Origin of the sequence: Terriglobus saanensis SP1PR4 (assembly GCF_000179915.2) — a bacterium.
Lineage (GTDB): Bacteria > Acidobacteriota > Terriglobia > Terriglobales > Acidobacteriaceae > Terriglobus > Terriglobus saanensis.
In genome coordinates, this window is record NC_014963.1 from 2235349 (window position 1) to 2251580 (window position 16232).

Consider the following 16232-nt stretch of genomic DNA (forward strand, 5'->3'; position numbering starts at 1 on the left):
TTTTATGGCGTTCGCCTAAGCGTTCATGCTGACAGATTCCTGAGCTTTCAAGGCGTTCTCTTCGCGCTTGGCGCGAGAGGCCTTGTTACGCTGGGAACGAAGCTTCATGAAGGCCTTCGCTTCCACATAGAGACGAGGAACGTCGCGGTTTACGATAGCCTTCCAGACCACGCGGAACGCGGCCTTGGGGCGGAAGTAGTACTCGTCATAGAAGCGATGCACCATCTCCATGACGTACTCGACTGGTAGGCCAGGGTACTCGATGTGTGCCATCTGGTGACCGGTGCCGTCTTCCATGTTCTCGTTGGTGATGAAGCCGTTCTTCTTGGCGTAGTCGTAGAACTCTGTACCTGGGTAAGCGTGTGCGATGGAAACCTGGATGGTTTCGCAGTCGAGCGTCTTCGCGAAGTCGATCGTATTACGGATCGACTCTTTGGTTTCGCCGGGAAGGCCAAGGATGAAGTCGGCGTGAATGATGAGGCCGAGATCGTGGCAGTCCTTCACGAAGTCGCGTGCGCGCTCAACGGTGGCACCCTTTTTGATGTTCTTCAGGATCTGGGGATCACCGGACTCGAAGCCGACGATGAGCAGGCGGCAACCCGCATCCTTCATGGCCTTGAGCGTATCGCGGTCGGTGGTAACGCGCGAGGTGGAAGACCATGTAAGGCCAAGCGGCTTCAGCTTTTCGCAAAGCTCAATGGTACGGGCCTTCTGGATATTGAAGGTGTCATCGTCGAAGAAGAACTCCTTGACGTTGGGCCAGAGTTCCTTGGCATGCTTCATCTCTGCGGCCACATCGTCTGTGGAGCGCTTGCGCCATGCGTGGCCAGAAAGTGTCTGTGGCCAGAGGCAGAATGTGCACTGTGCAGGGCAGCCGCGCGTCGAGTAAAGCGAAACATAGGGGTGCAGAAGGAACGGCACGTTGTACTTGGTGACATCCATGTCGCGCTTGTAGATGTCCGTCACCCAGGGAAGGGCATCGAGATCTTCCACCTGCGGGCGATCCGGGTTGTGCTGGATCTGACCGTTCTCGCCGCGATACGAGATGCCGAGGATCTCGTTCAGAGGCTTGCCGTTGGCATACTCCACGGTCGAGAAATCGAACTCGCGGCGGCAGACGAAATCGATCACTTCGCACTCATTGAGCGCGCGATCGGGATCCGTGGTGACCGGGGGGCCAACGAAGGTGATCTTGATCGCGGGATTTGCCGCTTTGATGGCGCGCGCAAGACCGTGATCTCCGCTCCAACCGACGGTCGAAGTGAAGAGCACGAGAAAATCGAAGCTCTTCGCGATTTGAATGGTCTCTTCTGCAGAGACGTGATGCGGAGGAGCATCGAGAAGCTTTGAACCTTCGAGCATGCCGGCGGGATAGGCGAGCCAGACGGGGTACCAGTAGGACTCGATCTCGCGGGTGGCTGGCCAGCGCGAAGAGGCGCCGCCATCAAAATTCTCGAACGAAGGGGGATTCAGAAACAGCGTTTTGAGTGGCATGATAATGCTTTGATTTTACCACTTTGACACTGGTTTGTATGTGACAGGAGGTATCTGAGCAGTATCCGAAAAGTGTCTAGGGCTCGATCTGAGCCGAGGTCGCGGTGACGGCTCCACTGGGATCGATGAAGACCAGCCAATATCGGTGATTTATAAAGGAAAATGCGGATTTGTAGACCAGCACGTGATCGCAGTGGGTGGCCTGTTGTGTGCCGTAGGCAGAGCAAGAAGGATCCGTCTTGGAAGGGGGCCCAAGCTCCGAGCGAACAGCCGATTCCGAAGCGTGTGGCTCGATGGACTGGAACTTTGCCGTAAGACGGCGGTCATAGATAACGCCTACGAGACCCGCGATGACAAGAAGCACGATGACAAAGGTAAGGAAGGCTCGCATGACAGATCTCCGAAGCGTCTGCCGGTTAGGGCTTGACGGGCGTTATAGCCAAGGATGTTTTCAACCATGACTCCAGTTGCCCGGAGGAGCGAAGGAGATTAATCTGCGCGTTCCGAAGCTGGAGATCCGCGTCGATGAAGTCGAGGTATTTCTGGCGCTCCTGAACGAGTGCATTCTGTTCATCCTTGGGCGTAATGGGCTGCCCATTGGGATTGCCTGCGGTCAGCTGTGTGCGAATGATGTCCAACTGGTCCTGCGCGAGTTCGCGGTCTAGGCCTACAACTTCGGCGCGGGCGGCCATCTCTGTCACACCGTGCGCCGTGCGGTTGCGACCCTCCAAAAACTGGTCGCGAGCGAGATCGGCTTCATGCAGCGCGTGCTGCGCATCCGCCATGGACTCGTGGAATTTGGTGCGCTTTCCGGCGTCGAAGATGGGAACCGTGAGCTGAATCCCAAAGAGGAAATTATTCGCCTGGTAAGCCTTGTAGTAAACGTCGTAGTTATTGAACTTTGCGAATCGGTTGTACTGTACCGCCAGAGCAATCTGCGGGCGATACAGCTTTCGCCCATCTCCAAAGGCTTGTTGCAAGCGGGACTGCGCGTTGCTGTAGGAAGCCTGTACTGAGGGCGAAAGAGCGCCTTCGGCGACGGTGAAAGAGATATTGGAAGGCACTGAGGGGATCGAGGCAGAGTCCGTAGTGATACGGCGGGACGCAACGCCCGTGAGACGTAGCAGATGCTGGCGCTGGATATCGAGATCGCCTTCGATCTGAATGCGACGCAGACGAATCTGCGCGGCGGAAAGACGTGCGCGCGTCAATTCGATGCGAGGATCAAGGCCAGCATCGAGTCGCTCCTGTGTGAGCGTCGTCAGGCGTGTAGCGTAGCCGTACTGCTCGTTCAGGGCAGACAGGCGTTGTAGATCCGCGTCGACAGAGAGATAGGTGATCGCCGCATCTTCTGCAATCTGCTGGCGCACGTCCTGCAGAGCAAGGTTTGCGGCGACCAGGCCTTCGCGCGCGGCCCGGATATAGTTGCGCTGCGACTGGTCGTAGATCAGAGACTGTGCTGTGAAGTTGTAGAGCGTGGGCGTCCCCGTAGGAAAGCCATAGGTATATCCGAGGCCGGAACCTGCCGAAATAGCGGGAATGTAGACATCTTTTGACTCGGCAAGGATGGAGCGGGCTTTGACAACATCGCTTTCCGCCATCTTCACTCGCGGTGAGTTGCGTAGAGCCAGGTCGATTGCGGAGGAGAATGCAATTTGGCCGTGAATGATCGAGCTACAACCAAGCAATACGGTGATGAGAAGGAGGCGACGCATCACTGGGCCCCTTTGCGTGCCGGTGGATAGTTGTGTGCGAGTTCAAGAGCGGCGGCAAACTCCGACTGTGCCGCGGCCTTGTCACCTTGTTTTGCAAGGGCAAGACCAAGCAAGGTATGTACCTTGAAGGCGGGCGCTCCTGCGGTCTGGTTCGAGCCTGCGAGGTAGTCGCGATAAGCTTGTTCCGCAGCGGGAAGCTCGCGGTTCATCTTGACCAGAAGATTTGCAGCGTCGATGGAGTCTGCACCGTGGTGTGTGTCACGTCGGATGGCAGAAAGAGCTGCGGCAGAGGCTTTCTCCCATTGCTTTTCATGCGCATAGAAGTTGGCTAGATCGACATAGGACTCGGGAGAGTGCTTCTGTTCAATCTCTTTTTGAAACTCGGCTTCCGCGGCGGGGAGATTGTTGTTCTTCTGCGCGATCATGCCGAGAAGTCTATGACCACGTGCGGGAGAGAGCTTCATCAGTTTGTCGACAAGAACGGTGGCTTTGTCCGAGCCGCCACCGACAATACCAGGGGCCGAAACATAAAACTCGCCCAGATCCGAAAGCGCTTCAACGGATGTGGGATCGAGTTCTACAGCTTTTTCAAAGCTGCCACGGATCTTGCCCACCAGCTTCATGCCGGTAAATGCGCCGGAGTGATCGGCTTTTGCCCCATAGGCCCGGGCGAGAAGGAGCTGCGCTTCGCTGCTGGAGGGATTGGCTCGGGCAACTGCTTCACAAGTGTGGATGCCATCGTCAAACCGCTCCAGGGTGACATAAACCGTGCAAAGCAATTGCTGAGCGCGTACATCCTCTCCCAGAGCAAGAAGTTCCGCCACTGCCTGGTCTCCATGGCCTGAACGTGCTGTCGCCCGCGCCTGTTCATAGCCGCCAGAGGCGGTGGCAGGCTGGGCGATCAGGAACGCGAAGAGGAGTGAGGGAAGCATCAAGGTGGATCTCCTGGCAAATGCTATTGCACGGGCTTGACGCTGAGGCCGGGCGTGAGATCGTCAGAGTTGGTCGCGTTCAGGGCAACGGTATCGTGCTCGGATAGACCGTGAACAATTTGGACGAGCGTAAGATTCACCGCGCCCACATCGACGGGTGTCTTCACGAGCTGGTTCTTCACCACACGATAGACGAAGTTCTGTGTTCCCTGGGTGCGAAGGGCTTCCCGCGGAACGCTGAGAACATGCGGGTTTTCCTGAAGCGTCACCAATGCATTGACATTGGTATTCGGAAGCAAGTCTTCTGCGGCATCGTCAATGGCAATGAGGCATTCGCCTACATTTCGCGTTCCGTAAGAGATGATGGTCGACGGCGTATGGACGATGTGTCCGTGCCATGCACGGTTGGGACGGGCATCCCAGGTAACGCGCACCTTCTGGCCTACAACAAGTTTGCCAACATCCGGCTCATCAAAGTAAGCACGCACCTGCATCCGATTGAGATCGGCCATGCGAAGAATCTCATCCCCCGGATTCAGGAACTCGTAGGCGCGAATCGGCAGAGAGTAGACGATGCCAGCAAAGGGCGCGCGCACGATCGCAAACGCCAGATTCTTCTCAGCAGCCAAAAGGCCAGCCTGATTGTCCGCAAGCTGTGCCGCGATCCGGGTTTTGTCGGAGGCCGCGAAGCGAGCGGTACTACGCTTCTGCACCGCGTCCATGTTTGCCTGGGCGGTTGCGAGGCGAGATTGCGCCGCACTGACTTCGCTGGTGGAAGCCGCTCCTTTGGCCTGCAGTTGCTGCAGAGTGGAAAGATCGAGTTGCGCCTGCTGGACCTGAAGACGGCTGCGGTTTAAATCTCCAGCAATTGAGATGCGTTCGTCCTGGCTGCCGCCCTGGCTCATGTCCTGAAAAGAACCTTTGGCACCGGCCAGGCCAGCACGGGCTGTGGCCACCCGCGCTAAAGCGCCAGAATCGTCCAGTTGCACCATCAAGGTGCCTGCCGTGACATGCTGTCCCTCGCGGACGAGGAGTTTCTGCACGGTACCGGCAGAAGCGGCATGCGCTTCAAAGGCCTGGATCGGCTCAACTTTGCCGTTGGTGGAGATGGTGCTGACGAGATCCTGATAGGTGGCGACGGCCACGCGAACCGGAGTGTCCTCATGAAGGAGGCTTCGAATGCCGAAGATCAGCGCTACTACAACTGCGGCCACCCCGGCAGTCCATAAAACAGTTCGCATTTTCCCTTGTGTACTCTCTGCCGTCATATCGTCTTGAATTATCAGTATATAAGACGCGGTCGACGTCGCTACGATGCGGAATATTTCCGCGGCCTAAGTGACTGACGTACCATCGGTGAGTCGAATATCGCAAAGTTCGAGGTCGATAGCGGTGCCGAAATCGGGATGTGAGTTTTCGCGGGGACGGAAGGCAATGTCGACTTTGGATCCCTGGGTCACGCCCAGCTTCTCGAGCCGTTCTGGCCAGGAATCGGATCGTGACCAGCAGAGAGCCGCAAAGGCAAGGCCGCCGTCCTCCTGGCGAACTCGAAGTTTGGCATGCTTTTCTTTCAGAGTCTTGATCGGATCCAGAATGGTCACCCCGAAGGCCGCAAAGACCGGCTCCGGATTGTCGTTTCCAAAGGGCTCGCACTTTCGGACTGCAGCGAGCAGGTTCGCGTCGATGTCGGCAAGGCGCACTTCCGAGTCGAGCAAAATGGTCGGAGCAAGCACCGAGGGCGTGAGCCGAGGTACCGAGTACGCGGAGAGGCGCAGCTTGAGGTCCGGCACAACGTTGGACGGAAGGGAAAATCCAACCGCAAACGCATGCCCCCCAAAGCGAGTAAATACGGCCGACTCGTTATCGACAAACGTGATGGCATCCAGTAGATGGAAGCCCGCGACGGAACGACCCGAGCCGTGCGCTTGACCATCCTCATGAGCGAGAACGAGGGCAGGGCGTCCGGTGCGCTCCACCACCCGCGAAGCCAAAATGCCAACCACACCGCGATGCCAGCCTTCGCCATCCAGCACGACGACTCCGTGGCTTTCCAGGTCAGCGTCCGTCTCGCGCAGCTTCGCAATTTGCGCTTCGACCTCTTCGAGAATGCGTGCTTCAGCCTCGCGGCGGTCGGTGTTCAGAGCATGGAGCTTTTCGGCGAGCGTTTGGGCCTCGGCCGGATCGCGCGTGAGAAAAAGCTGGACGACGTCCGTTGCGGTGTCCATGCGGCCCGCAGCGTTGATGCGCGGCGCAATGCGAAAGGCGATGTCGCGCGCATTGAAGCTTTTGATGACGCTACCATTCTCCAGTTCGAAACCGGAGAGCTGCATCAGGGCGCGAAGCCCCGCCTGGTTGGGACGACGAAGCTGTTCCAGACCCAGGGCCACAATGGCTCGGTTTTCCCCATTGAGCGGGACAGAATCGGCGATGGTGGCGATCGCAAGCAGTTTGAGAAACGAGGGAAGGAACTTCTCCTCCAGCGCCTCACGGGAGATCGGGTTGAAGGTAGGATCGTTCGGATCGGCTGCCACGGAGAGCAAGAGAGCGTGTGCCAGCTTGAACGCGACCCCCGCCCCGCAGATTGCCTTGAAAGGATAAGGACATCCGGGCTGGTTGGGGTTGAGCACAGCCACCGCTTCGGGAACCCCAGAGTCGTCGGGCAGGTGGTGGTCCGTGACGATAAGGTCCATGCCCTGAGCACGGGCTTCGTCGGCAGCGGCAAAGGCACGAATACCCGTATCCACAGAGATGACGAGGCGGATGCCTTGCTCGGCTGCACCGGCCAGGATACTGGTCTGCATGCCGTACCCTTCAAGAATGCGATGGGGGATATGAAAGCGCACGAGCGAAGGTGTGCCCTTGGGCGTAATGCGGTCGATGGCCGTTTTGAGAAGCACTGTGGCGGTCGTGCCGTCGACGTCATAGTCGCCGTAGATCAGGATCGGTTCGCGGTGGAGAACGGCTTCCAGTACGCGGTCGACTGCCTCATGCATCCCTAGCATCAGAAATGGATCGTGCAGTTGGCTCAAGCTCGGTTGAAGAAACCGAAGAGCCTCTTCGGCGGAAGAGATGCCACGGCGAACAAGCATGGCAGCAACAGGGAGGGGAAGCGTGCAGGAAGATGCGATCTCTGCGACGGCATCCGGATCAACTTCAGGGAGCACCCAGCGAGCGGGAAGGGCCATGCTTTTTCGTTAGTCCTCGTCGTCTTCGTCGACGACAATCCGACCGAGTTCGCCTACGGCTTCCAGGATCTGCTGAAACCGGTCATACCACTCCGTCTCGGTCTCATAGAGAAACATGACACCCTGGTGTGCGAAACCCAGCTGCAGATACCCCGTCTTGCCGACGTGCTCTACGAGGTACTGGGCTTCTGCAATCTCATGCGAGTCGGGATCGGGGAAGGACTGCTCGCGAAGCTGCTGAACGAGGATCTCGACGTCCGTCTTTTCCAGGACCACCTCGCTCATCGTCAAGAAGGCTGCGCCTGAGGCCTTGGCGTGTTCGACAAAGTCCTTCCAGGAGTCCACGTTGTCTTCTTCGAAGACCACGGAGGGCACGTCTTCCGACACATAGGCCGAGACCCGGCGGAGTCCGTTGCCGGCGATGAAGGCGACCATGTCGTCTTTGAGCGAAGCGAGGTTTTCGATGAGCATGCAATCAATATTGTCTCAGATTTTGGGTCACATTCACGGTAGTAGGATGAGCAGATGCCAGCGTTTGAGAAGCACGTCTTTATCTGTACGAACGAGCGGGACGAGTCTGCCGCCCGCCCCAGCTGCCGGAATGAGGGCGCAAAGAAGCTGAAAGACGCGTTCAAGGACGCGATCAAAGATGCGGGATTGAAACACCAGATTCGGGCGAATGAGAGCGGATGCCTCGACCAGTGCGAACACGGGCCGGTAGTTGTTGTCTACCCCGACGCCGTCTGGTATGGCTTTGTGAGACCAAAAGACGTGGAAGAGATTGTCCAGAGCCATCTTGTAGGAGGCGTACCGGTTAAGCGGCTGCAGCTGGCCGAAAGCTGCCTGAACACCTCGGAGTGCCCCCACCGCGGCAAGAAGAAGTAGCCTTTGTTGTGATAGATTTAGCGATATAACACGATGATTTTTTCCAAAGAATATGTAGGGTACCTGGCGCGGCAGACGGTAAAAGGTCTGGAAGCGGCGAAGGTGATTCGGACGGACAAGCCTGCACGTCTCATAGAGAAGGTGCAGGAGGGGCTGATCGATGAGCTGTCTCTGGAAGACCGCATCAACGATGAAGTGCGGGTGATCCTGGGAGCCTTTCAGGACGACATGGTCAAGACCGGCGCAAGCTACCCGGAGATGTTCAAGAAGGTAAAGAACGAGCTCGCGCGCAAGTACAAGGCGGTGCTATGAGAATCTCCCGCGATAAGGCGAACAAACTCGCCCACGTAGTAGCCGACACCCTGGCCGAAATTGACGAGTGCGATTTCCTGGAAGATCGCAACACCGTAAGGCAGGAAGCGCGTCGCGTTCTCGAAAAGCTTTTGCTGGAAGAGACAAAGATCGACGCCGCAGCCCGCCTGAAGATCTCCTCCCAGCAGAGGATCATCCTCGAAGGCACACAAGAGTGGGACATTCTCTATCGCAAGTACTATAACGATGAAGTGAAGCGGTTGGGCATCTAACGGTGTAGTTCTGATCCTGCAGAGTGCCTCAAAGTTTGTTATATTGATCAAGTTGCAACGGATATCCACTCCGTTTCGTGGCGTTATGGTGTAACTGGTTAACACGTCGCCCTCTCAAGGCGAAGAGTCCGGGTTCGAGCCCCGGTAACGCTACCAAATTCCTTCTCAAAATCGATATAGGGTGGAGGCAATTGTTAGATGCTGAAGTTCGCCCAGACCTACTTCCCGGGTCTCCGTTGATGACTCGTGATGCAAAAGCCAAACGCAAGCGTGTACTTGTAACCGGTGGTAGCGGCACGCTTGGTTACAACATCTTGCGTCAGTTAGCTGCTACAGGACGCTTTAACATCATTGCGCCCCTTCGCAGCAGGCATACTCTTCTTCAGGATTTTGGAGACACCGTCCAGTTTGTAGACCATGAACTAAGCGACGCGATTCATACAGCGCAGATCTTTGAGCGCGCTAATCCAGATGTAATTATTCATTGCGCAGCAAGCGGCTTGAGACCGCCTAAAGGGTCTTGGTTCGATCTCATGCATTTCAACGTGGAATCGACGATGCGGCTCTTCCAAATGAATTGCCGATTCGACCATCATTCGCATTTCATTTACATCAGTACGGGGCTTGTCTATCGCGAGCAGGGCCGACCGTTGCGCGAGACCGATCCGATCGAGACACTGCATCCTTATGGTGCAAGCAAGGCTGCTGGGGATTCGATGCTCCAGGCTGCGGCGGCAGAGTTTAAGCGGCGGCTGACAATTCTTCGGCCTTTTGCCTTTACAGGAAAGCACGACGGCGGGGAGCGCCTATTCCCACGCATTCTTACTGCAGCCGCGGAAGGAAAGGTACTTCCTATGACACAGGGAGACCAGATTCGCGATTTTTGCTCTGTAGATGATATCGCTCGAGCGGTGATGATGGTGACAGAGCGTGAAGAGGCTCCACTGATCGAGAAGTTTAATCTGGGAAGCGGAAAATCTCTCCCCTTGAAAGACCTTGTTCGCGATGTCTGCATCCAACTAAATCTCGATGTGAAATTCGATCTGGGCGCTGTGAAAATGCACCCATATGAGCCGATGCACTCAGTTGCGGATATTTCTCATGCCAAAGAAATCTTGGGGTGGGAACCGCAGGTAAGTCTTGCAAGAGCCGTTTGGGAACTGGCGCGAGAATCCCATCCTGAAATGAAGTTGACGGAGCCCAACTCACCGAATGTCTGAACCTTGCGAACTTTCCATCGTGATGCCTGCTTACCGCGAGGCTGAATCCCTGAAAACACTACTTCCCGTTCTTGTGCTTGCTGCACGCGCGCTCTCGCCCGATGTAGAAATTATTGTTTCTGATGCAAGGCTTCCTCTCGACGATACGGCGGAAGTCTGCTCCGTCCACGGTGTTAGGCATCTGCATCGTACCGGTGGAGATACTTACGGTGACGCTGTGCGCTCGGGAATTACAGCTTCCAAGGGGACGTTCGTGATCCTAATGGATTCCGACGGATCGCACAATCCAAAAGAACTTTTCAAGCTTTGGGCGAAGCGTGAAAGTTACGATATCGTGATTGGTTCCAGGTATATCAAAGGTGGAAATACCGAAAATCCAGCGATCCTCATCTTCATGAGCAGGATGCTCAATCACGCTTATCGACTTGCGTTTAAGCTGAATGTTTATGACGTGAGCAATAGTTTACGCCTCTATAAGGGAGCTCAGCTTCGCCCTCTTCGGCTTGTTTCGGACAACTTCGATATCGTAGAAGAGATTCTTATCAGGCTTATCTATGGGGTGAGTAAGGCCACGGTGACGGAAGTGCCGGTCACCTTTGAGCAGCGGAAGGCCGGAGAGAGTAAGAGAAACTTACCAAAGTTTTTGCTGAGTTACTTGAGCTCGATGAAAAAAATGCAAAGTTTTCGCGCGGAAGAAACCGCACGGGACAAAGGGGTTTAATTTGGCATATTTAGTGACGGGTGGATGCGGCTTTGTCGGAAGCAATTTAACGGCGGAGTTGATCCGCAGAGGCGAAGAGGTGGTCGTCGTCGATAATCTTATTCGTCCCGGTACCCCGATTAATTTGAACTGGCTGCGTACCCTTGGAAAGTTTGATTTTTACCATGCGGATACCCGTAACGGGCACGATCTGGAACCAATCTTCCGAAAGCATTCGATTGAATGTGTCTTTCACTTGGCAGGACAAGTCGCAATGACCACATCCCTGGAAAACCCTCGACGGGATTTTGAAGTGAACGTGCTCGGGTCGATCAATGTTTTGGAGTGCGTCAGAATCCTTGCGCCAGATGCAACGGTTGTTTATGCCTCCAGCAATAAGGTCTATGGTGAACTGGAAGACTGCGTCCTGCGTGAATTGCCGACCCGTTGGGAGCCGGAAGGTGCAAAGAGTGTCACGGAGCGGGCACGTCTGGAGTTTTACACTCCCTATGGATGCTCGAAGGGCGCAGCGGACCAGTACATGCTGGAGTACGCCCGAAACTTCGGTGTGAACAGCGTGGTCTTCCGGCATTCCACCATCTATGGTGGACGTCAGATCTCTACGTTCGATCAGGGCTGGGTCGGTTGGTTTTGCCAACAGGCGATTGAGACAAAGCTAAATCCGGCACATGAGTTCACCATCAATGGGGATGGTAAGCAAGTGCGCGATTTGCTGCATGTTTCCGATGCTGTGGCTTGTTACCTGGCAGCGCATGAGCATGCTGCAGGCGCCCGGGGACAGGCTTTCAATATCGGTGGCGGTTACGAAAATAGCATGTCTCTGCGCGAACTTTTCCTTCACCTCGAGAAAGAAGTAGGCGCAAAGATGAACCCGCAGGAGCTTCCTTGGCGTGCGAATGACCAAAAGTATTTTGTCGCGGATAACTCTAAGGCGGAGCGTTTTCTCAACTGGCGACCCAAAGCAACCAAAGAGCAGGGGATCGCAGATGCACTTGATTGGGAGAAGTCACGGAGAGAGCAGCGGTGAAAATGGTGCCCATTCATCCGGATGCGGCACGCACAGGCCTACCACCAGAAATGCGCCTTTATCTGAAGTGCCTGGTTGGCTTTTCTTTCCTTGGCGCCACTATCTTGCTCTTCAATTACTTTGTGCTGAAGTCTACATGGCCACACTGGTTCCCATTTTTCAGTCCGAATGCCCGATTCACTGATTTCACGATCTTCCGTGATCGTTTTCGGTATTTTCATCAGGCGTCATTCTTTGCGACTGAAGGATTTCCCAGTGCCGGATATCCTTTTAGCTATCCAGCACCGGCGGCTGTTGTTCTAAATCTTTTTTTTGCTGCCGGTAAATGGGACTCGCGACTTTTACTCGCATTCAACATCTCCATCTTTTTTTTCGGAGCGTGTTGGCTTTATCTGGCTCTTATCCGTCGAGGCATTTCGAAACCTCACTCGTTCCTGTTTATCGGTTTATCTGGCTTGTTAGGATATCCGATTCTTTTTTTGATCAATAGGGGAAACATTGAAGGAGTTTGTTGGCTTTTTACTGCTTCCGGAGTTTGGGCATTCTGGTCCAAACGATGGTATTTATGCGGAATTTTATTAGGGGCCGCGACAGCCCTTAAACTTTTTCCCTTTATTCTTTTGGGGCTTTTGTTTTCTCAGAAGCGCTATAGCGCGTTTGCCGTCGCTATCGGCATAGCAATATTGATAACTGGATCCAGTTATTTTTTTGTAGGGCCCACGTATCACATCGCTTCAACTGGAATTGCGGCAGGTCTGGAAGCATTCAGGACTAACTACGCTTTGACCATTCACTGGAACGAAATCGGTTTCGATCACTCGCTTTTTGCGATCGTCAAGCTTCGGGTGCATCAGGACTACAGATCCTGGCTACAGGGCTATTTACTGGTCGCAGCATTCACGGGGTTAGTTCTATATTGGCTTCGTGTAAGGAAGCTCCCGCGGATCAATCAGGTTTTATGCTTGGTAGTCGCCAGCGTCATCCTCCCTCCTGTGTCCTATGAATACACTTTGGTCCACCTTTACTTGCCTTGGGCAGCGATGGTCCTCGTATCATTTGAGGCTTGGAAGAAAGGGCTGATTTTGCCGGGGCTCCGCTTGGCCGCCGTTTTGCTTGCCCTCGTCACCGCCATTGATAGCTACTTCTTTTGGCATGGTATTCGTATCGGTGGAGAACTAAAGTGTGCTTGCCTTGTGACACTTTTCTGCATCGGCCTATTCTTCCCATGGCCAGATGAAGGCGAACAGGCGCTCGGACTATCTCCTGCTTAGGGATGAGCGTTTCGTTTGAAGTTTTTACGCGGCGGTATACTTGCTTTGATGAGTACAGAGAAGACTTTTTACATCGAGACCTTCGGCTGCCAGATGAATGCCCATGATTCCGAGAAGGTCATTGGGACCCTGGAGCATGAGGGTTATACGCGTGTTGAGGACGAGGAAGCCGCTGGTCTGATCCTGTACAACACCTGCTCGATCCGGGATAAGGCTGAGCAGAAGGTCTTTCATCGTCTGAATGAATACAAGAAGATGCAGGGCGAGGGGAAGAAGTTCGCCGTCATCGGATGCGTGGCCCAGCAGGAAGGCGAGAAGATCTTCGAGAAAGCGCCGTACGTTTCGCTCGTCTCAGGGTCCGCGTCCTACCGTAATCTGCCCGAGATGCTGGTGCGACTTGAAGCGGGAGAGAACCGCATCACCGGCCTTGACGATCGCCAGACTGACGAAACCTTCGATACCGAATTTACCGCCCGCTCCAACCCTCATCGTGGATACATCACCATCATCGAGGGTTGCGACAAGTTTTGTTCCTACTGTGTAGTGCCGTATACCCGGGGCAAAGAGCGCAGCCGCACCTCCGACAGCGTTCTCGCCGAGGCGCGGCGCATGGCGGACATGGGGTACACCGATATTCAACTGCTCGGGCAGAACGTGAACTCCTACCGTGATTCTTCCGGGAAGAGAACCTTCGCCGAGGTTCTGGGCGCGATCGGGCAGATGGCCGGCGTACGCCGCGTCCGGTTCACTACGTCGCATCCGCGCGACTTTACGCAGGACATCATCGACGTCATCGACGCTGTACCGCAGGTCTGCGATCACGTGCATCTTCCGGTCCAGAGCGGTTCTTCTATTGTTTTGAAGGCGATGCAGCGGGAGTACACACGTGAGTGGTATCTGGAACGTATCGCCTGGATCAAAGCCGCGAAGCGCGAGATCAGCATGACGACCGACATCATCGTAGGATTTCCCGGCGAGACCGAAGAAGATTTCGAGCAGACGGCCTCCTTGCTGGACGAAGTAGGATACGACGGCGTCTTCGCCTTTCAGTATTCGCCGCGCCCCAACACCCCGGCTATCCACATGGAAGAGACGGTAGGTGTTGAGGTAAAGGCTGCCCGCTTGCAGCGTCTGATGGACCGCCAGCGAGAGCTGCAGCGGATCAGCTATGGACGCCACCTGGGACAGGTGATGGAAGTGATGGTTGAGGGGTACAATCGCCAGCGAGGCCAAGTGACGGGACGCAGCTCGCAGAACAAAACGGTGAACTTTACCGTGACGCAGCCCATTTTGCCTGCCCTCGGAAGCTATCAGACAGTTCGCATTACGCAGACTTTTCCGAATAGTCTGGTGGGCGAGGCGGTCAGCGCATGAAAACTCCGGATGAAGTGGAAGTGAAAATTCGCGGTCTCATGATGGATCCCGTGACAAATATGCCCATGGTCGTCCTTCGCGAGATCGGTGGGGAAGCCGTCCTGCCCATCTGGGTGGGAATCTTCGAAGCGAATGCCATTGCGATGGAGATCGAGAAGACGGCAACACCCAGACCGATGACGCATGATCTGCTGCGGACCGCAATCCACGCGCTGGATGCCGAAATCCTCAAGGTCGTCGTGAGCGAGTTGAAGGACGATACTTTTTTTGCGGTCGTTTGGCTAGACCGCAGTGGCGAAACCATGACCCTGGACGCTCGTCCCAGCGACGCTCTGGCTCTCGCGATGCGGGCGGATTGCCCCGTCTATGTGGAGCGTTCCGTTCTGGATGCCGTACAAAAGAACCAGGCAAATGGACAGAATATTCAGCCGGATGAGATGCGCCGCTGGCTTGAAGGCCTGAACGATGACGACATGGGCCGCTACAAGATGTAGCAGCCCGTCTCGCAGGCGCGGCTATCTCTCGCAGAGAGAATCCAGAAGCGTGTAAAACTCCGGGAATGAAATCGCCGCAGCCTCAGCGCCGTGGATCTCTGTTTCTCCCTCTGCCCGCAGCGCGGCGATGGAAAAAGCCATCGCGATACGGTGGTCGAGGCCCGAGTCAATCGCAGCGCCGTGTAGCGTCTGGCCACCGGGGATATCCAGGCCGTCCTCGTTTTCGGTAAACACAGCACCCATTACCTTCAGATTCTTCGCTACAAGAGCAATCCTGTCGGATTCCTTGACGCGCAACTCCTTCGCGTCGCGGATTTTAATGCCGTCACGTGTGTAGGGAGCAATGGCGGCAAGGACAGGAAGTTCGTCGATGAGCTGTGCCGAGAGGCCGCCGGATATCTCTGCACCCTTCAGTTGCGCCGAGCTATTGATCTGGAGTGAGCCGATCAGCTCGCCGTGATGCTCTTCGAGATTGAGTACCTTGACCTTCAAGCCGAGGCCAACGAGGACATCCAACAGGGCAGAACGGGTCGGGTTCATGCCGAGGTCGTCCAGAACGAGATTCGATTCAGGGAAGAGCAGCGCGGCACAAAGGAAGAACGCCGCAGACGACATATCGCCGGGAACGGTGAGGTTCAGGGAGTGAAGTTTCTGTCCGCCTTCGATGGAGATGGCATCGGCAGAACGCGTGAGCTCTGCACCGAAGGCACGCAGAGCGTGTTCGGAGTGGTCGCGTGTGCGAACGGACTCGCTAATCGTCGTGGTGCCGTTTGCTTGCAGACCAGCAAAGAGAATCGCCGTCTTTACCTGAGCGCTGGGGATGGGCGTATCAAAGGTAATTGCCTGGAGCGGCCCACCGTGAACGGTGATGGGGGCGTGGCCGTCGGTCAGGTCTATCTTTGCACCCATCTTGGAAAGCGGTCCGCGGATACGTTCCATCGGGCGGGGCGTCAACGAAGCGTCACCGATCAAACGGAAGGTGTGCGGATGGGGGGCAATCAGCCCGGCGAGCATCCGCATAGTGGAGCCGGAGTTGCCGCAGTCCAGATCAATGAGCGGCTGTTTGAACTGGCCGGTGGTTCCGGTAACGGCGATGGTTCCGTCGTCCTTCTTGACCACTGTAGCTCCGAGAGCTTCCATGCAGGCGAGCGAGCTATGCGGATCGGCACCGGTAGAGAAGTTCGCGAGAACCGAAGTGCCCTCGGCCAGCCCGGCAAGCATGGCATAGCGGTGCGAGATGCTCTTGTCGCCGGGGAGGCGCACACTGCCGCGGAGGTTTTTCGCGGGGCGGATAGTTTGAATGGAGTTGCTGGTTGCTTGAGACATTCTT

Annotated in this window: 17 protein-coding genes and 1 tRNA gene; 10 read left to right on the forward strand and 8 right to left on the reverse strand. The window is 55.7% G+C overall.

Going from position 1 to position 16232, the window contains the following annotated elements:
- Positions 1-15 precede the first annotated feature (15 nt).
- The 7 genes from hpnJ to ACIPR4_RS09290 all read right to left on the reverse strand — a co-directional run bounded on the left by hpnJ (position 16) and on the right by ACIPR4_RS09290 (position 7797).
- Entirely contained in the window at positions 16-1494 is a 1479-nt protein-coding gene (gene hpnJ, locus ACIPR4_RS09260; RefSeq protein ID WP_013568400.1) for a hopanoid biosynthesis associated radical SAM protein HpnJ, read from the reverse strand.
- Between the two features lie 76 nt (positions 1495-1570).
- The gene (locus ACIPR4_RS09265; RefSeq protein WP_013568401.1) at positions 1571-1885 is read right to left on the reverse strand and encodes a hypothetical protein; all 315 of its coding nucleotides are present in this window, start codon (positions 1883-1885) and stop codon (positions 1571-1573) included.
- 25 nt (positions 1886-1910) lie between these two features.
- Positions 1911-3209, reverse strand: a complete 1299-nt coding sequence (locus ACIPR4_RS09270; RefSeq protein WP_013568402.1) for a TolC family protein — start codon at positions 3207-3209, stop codon at positions 1911-1913.
- Positions 3209-4141, reverse strand: coding sequence for a tetratricopeptide repeat protein (locus ACIPR4_RS09275; protein WP_013568403.1), 933 nt, complete (start codon positions 4139-4141; stop codon positions 3209-3211). The genes ACIPR4_RS09270 and ACIPR4_RS09275 overlap by 1 nt, the downstream gene beginning before the upstream one ends.
- 23 nt (positions 4142-4164) lie before the next feature.
- On the reverse strand, positions 4165-5382 hold the full coding sequence (locus ACIPR4_RS09280; RefSeq protein ID WP_013568404.1) for an efflux RND transporter periplasmic adaptor subunit: 1218 nt from the start codon (positions 5380-5382) through the stop codon (positions 4165-4167).
- Positions 5383-5475: 93 nt separating this feature from the next.
- On the reverse strand, positions 5476-7326 hold the full coding sequence (gene recJ / locus ACIPR4_RS09285; protein ID WP_013568405.1) for a single-stranded-DNA-specific exonuclease RecJ: 1851 nt from the start codon (positions 7324-7326) through the stop codon (positions 5476-5478).
- Positions 7327-7335: 9 nt separating this feature from the next.
- On the reverse strand, positions 7336-7797 hold the full coding sequence (locus ACIPR4_RS09290) for a hypothetical protein (protein ID WP_013568406.1): 462 nt from the start codon (positions 7795-7797) through the stop codon (positions 7336-7338).
- Positions 7798-7851: 54 nt separating this feature from the next.
- On the opposite strand from ACIPR4_RS09290, the gene ACIPR4_RS09295 reads away from it, so the two are divergent.
- From ACIPR4_RS09295 to ACIPR4_RS09340, 10 genes are all read left to right on the forward strand, one after another.
- Complete coding sequence (locus ACIPR4_RS09295; RefSeq protein WP_013568407.1) at positions 7852-8211, forward strand: (2Fe-2S) ferredoxin domain-containing protein; 360 nt, start codon at positions 7852-7854, stop codon at positions 8209-8211.
- Positions 8212-8244: 33 nt separating this feature from the next.
- A complete protein-coding gene (locus tag ACIPR4_RS23300) occupies positions 8245-8523 on the forward strand; it encodes a DUF507 family protein (protein ID WP_013568408.1) in 279 nt (92 codons plus the stop codon).
- Positions 8520-8795 carry a DUF507 family protein gene (locus tag ACIPR4_RS23305; RefSeq protein ID WP_013568409.1) on the forward strand — a complete coding sequence of 92 codons (276 nt, stop codon included), beginning with the start codon at positions 8520-8522 and terminating at the stop codon, positions 8793-8795. The genes ACIPR4_RS23300 and ACIPR4_RS23305 overlap by 4 nt, the downstream gene beginning before the upstream one ends.
- Positions 8796-8874: 79 nt before the next feature.
- A tRNA-Glu gene (locus tag ACIPR4_RS09310) sits at positions 8875-8951 on the forward strand.
- 83 nt (positions 8952-9034) lie between these two features.
- Positions 9035-10015 carry an NAD-dependent epimerase/dehydratase family protein gene (locus ACIPR4_RS09315; protein WP_013568410.1) on the forward strand — a complete coding sequence of 327 codons (981 nt, stop codon included), beginning with the start codon at positions 9035-9037 and terminating at the stop codon, positions 10013-10015.
- Complete coding sequence (locus tag ACIPR4_RS09320; protein ID WP_013568411.1) at positions 10008-10736, forward strand: glycosyltransferase; 729 nt, start codon at positions 10008-10010, stop codon at positions 10734-10736. Before ACIPR4_RS09315 ends, ACIPR4_RS09320 begins: the two co-directional genes overlap by 8 nt.
- A gap of 1 nt (position 10737) precedes the next feature.
- A complete protein-coding gene (locus tag ACIPR4_RS09325) occupies positions 10738-11763 on the forward strand; it encodes an NAD-dependent epimerase/dehydratase family protein (RefSeq protein ID WP_013568412.1) in 1026 nt (341 codons plus the stop codon).
- A 2-nt stretch (positions 11764-11765) separates the two neighbouring features.
- Positions 11766-13034 (forward strand): glycosyltransferase family 87 protein, encoded by a 1269-nt coding sequence (locus ACIPR4_RS09330; RefSeq protein WP_013568413.1) that lies wholly within the window; start codon positions 11766-11768, stop codon positions 13032-13034.
- A gap of 48 nt (positions 13035-13082) precedes the next feature.
- Positions 13083-14408 (forward strand): tRNA (N6-isopentenyl adenosine(37)-C2)-methylthiotransferase MiaB, encoded by a 1326-nt coding sequence (gene miaB, locus ACIPR4_RS09335; RefSeq protein ID WP_041586019.1) that lies wholly within the window; start codon positions 13083-13085, stop codon positions 14406-14408.
- Positions 14405-14902, forward strand: a complete 498-nt coding sequence (locus tag ACIPR4_RS09340) for a bifunctional nuclease family protein (RefSeq protein ID WP_013568415.1) — start codon at positions 14405-14407, stop codon at positions 14900-14902. Before miaB ends, ACIPR4_RS09340 begins: the two co-directional genes overlap by 4 nt.
- Positions 14903-14923: 21 nt before the next feature.
- Here the strand turns inward: ACIPR4_RS09340 and aroA are convergent, their stop codons facing one another.
- Positions 14924-16228, reverse strand: a complete 1305-nt coding sequence (gene aroA / locus ACIPR4_RS09345) for a 3-phosphoshikimate 1-carboxyvinyltransferase (protein WP_013568416.1) — start codon at positions 16226-16228, stop codon at positions 14924-14926.
- Positions 16229-16232 lie beyond the last annotated feature (4 nt).

Coding starts and splice junctions, on each gene's coding strand:
- ACIPR4_RS09330 (WP_013568413.1), top strand. CDS start 11,766: ATGGTGCCCATTCATCCGGATGCGGCACGCACAGGCCTACCACCAGAA.
- ACIPR4_RS09320 (WP_013568411.1), top strand. CDS start 10,008: ATGTCTGAACCTTGCGAACTTTCCATCGTGATGCCTGCTTACCGCGAG.
- hpnJ (WP_013568400.1), bottom strand. CDS start 1,494: ATGCCACTCAAAACGCTGTTTCTGAATCCCCCTTCGTTCGAGAATTTT.
- ACIPR4_RS09275 (WP_013568403.1), bottom strand. CDS start 4,141: ATGCTTCCCTCACTCCTCTTCGCGTTCCTGATCGCCCAGCCTGCCACC.
- ACIPR4_RS09340 (WP_013568415.1), top strand. CDS start 14,405: ATGAAAACTCCGGATGAAGTGGAAGTGAAAATTCGCGGTCTCATGATG.
- ACIPR4_RS09290 (WP_013568406.1), bottom strand. CDS start 7,797: ATGCTCATCGAAAACCTCGCTTCGCTCAAAGACGACATGGTCGCCTTC.
- ACIPR4_RS23300 (WP_013568408.1), top strand. CDS start 8,245: ATGATTTTTTCCAAAGAATATGTAGGGTACCTGGCGCGGCAGACGGTA.
- aroA (WP_013568416.1), bottom strand. CDS start 16,228: ATGTCTCAAGCAACCAGCAACTCCATTCAAACTATCCGCCCCGCGAAA.
- ACIPR4_RS09265 (WP_013568401.1), bottom strand. CDS start 1,885: ATGCGAGCCTTCCTTACCTTTGTCATCGTGCTTCTTGTCATCGCGGGT.
- ACIPR4_RS09280 (WP_013568404.1), bottom strand. CDS start 5,382: ATGCGAACTGTTTTATGGACTGCCGGGGTGGCCGCAGTTGTAGTAGCG.
- recJ (WP_013568405.1), bottom strand. CDS start 7,326: ATGGCCCTTCCCGCTCGCTGGGTGCTCCCTGAAGTTGATCCGGATGCC.
- miaB (WP_041586019.1), top strand. CDS start 13,083: ATGAGTACAGAGAAGACTTTTTACATCGAGACCTTCGGCTGCCAGATG.
- ACIPR4_RS23305 (WP_013568409.1), top strand. CDS start 8,520: ATGAGAATCTCCCGCGATAAGGCGAACAAACTCGCCCACGTAGTAGCC.
- ACIPR4_RS09295 (WP_013568407.1), top strand. CDS start 7,852: ATGCCAGCGTTTGAGAAGCACGTCTTTATCTGTACGAACGAGCGGGAC.
- ACIPR4_RS09270 (WP_013568402.1), bottom strand. CDS start 3,209: ATGCGTCGCCTCCTTCTCATCACCGTATTGCTTGGTTGTAGCTCGATC.
- ACIPR4_RS09315 (WP_013568410.1), top strand. CDS start 9,035: ATGACTCGTGATGCAAAAGCCAAACGCAAGCGTGTACTTGTAACCGGT.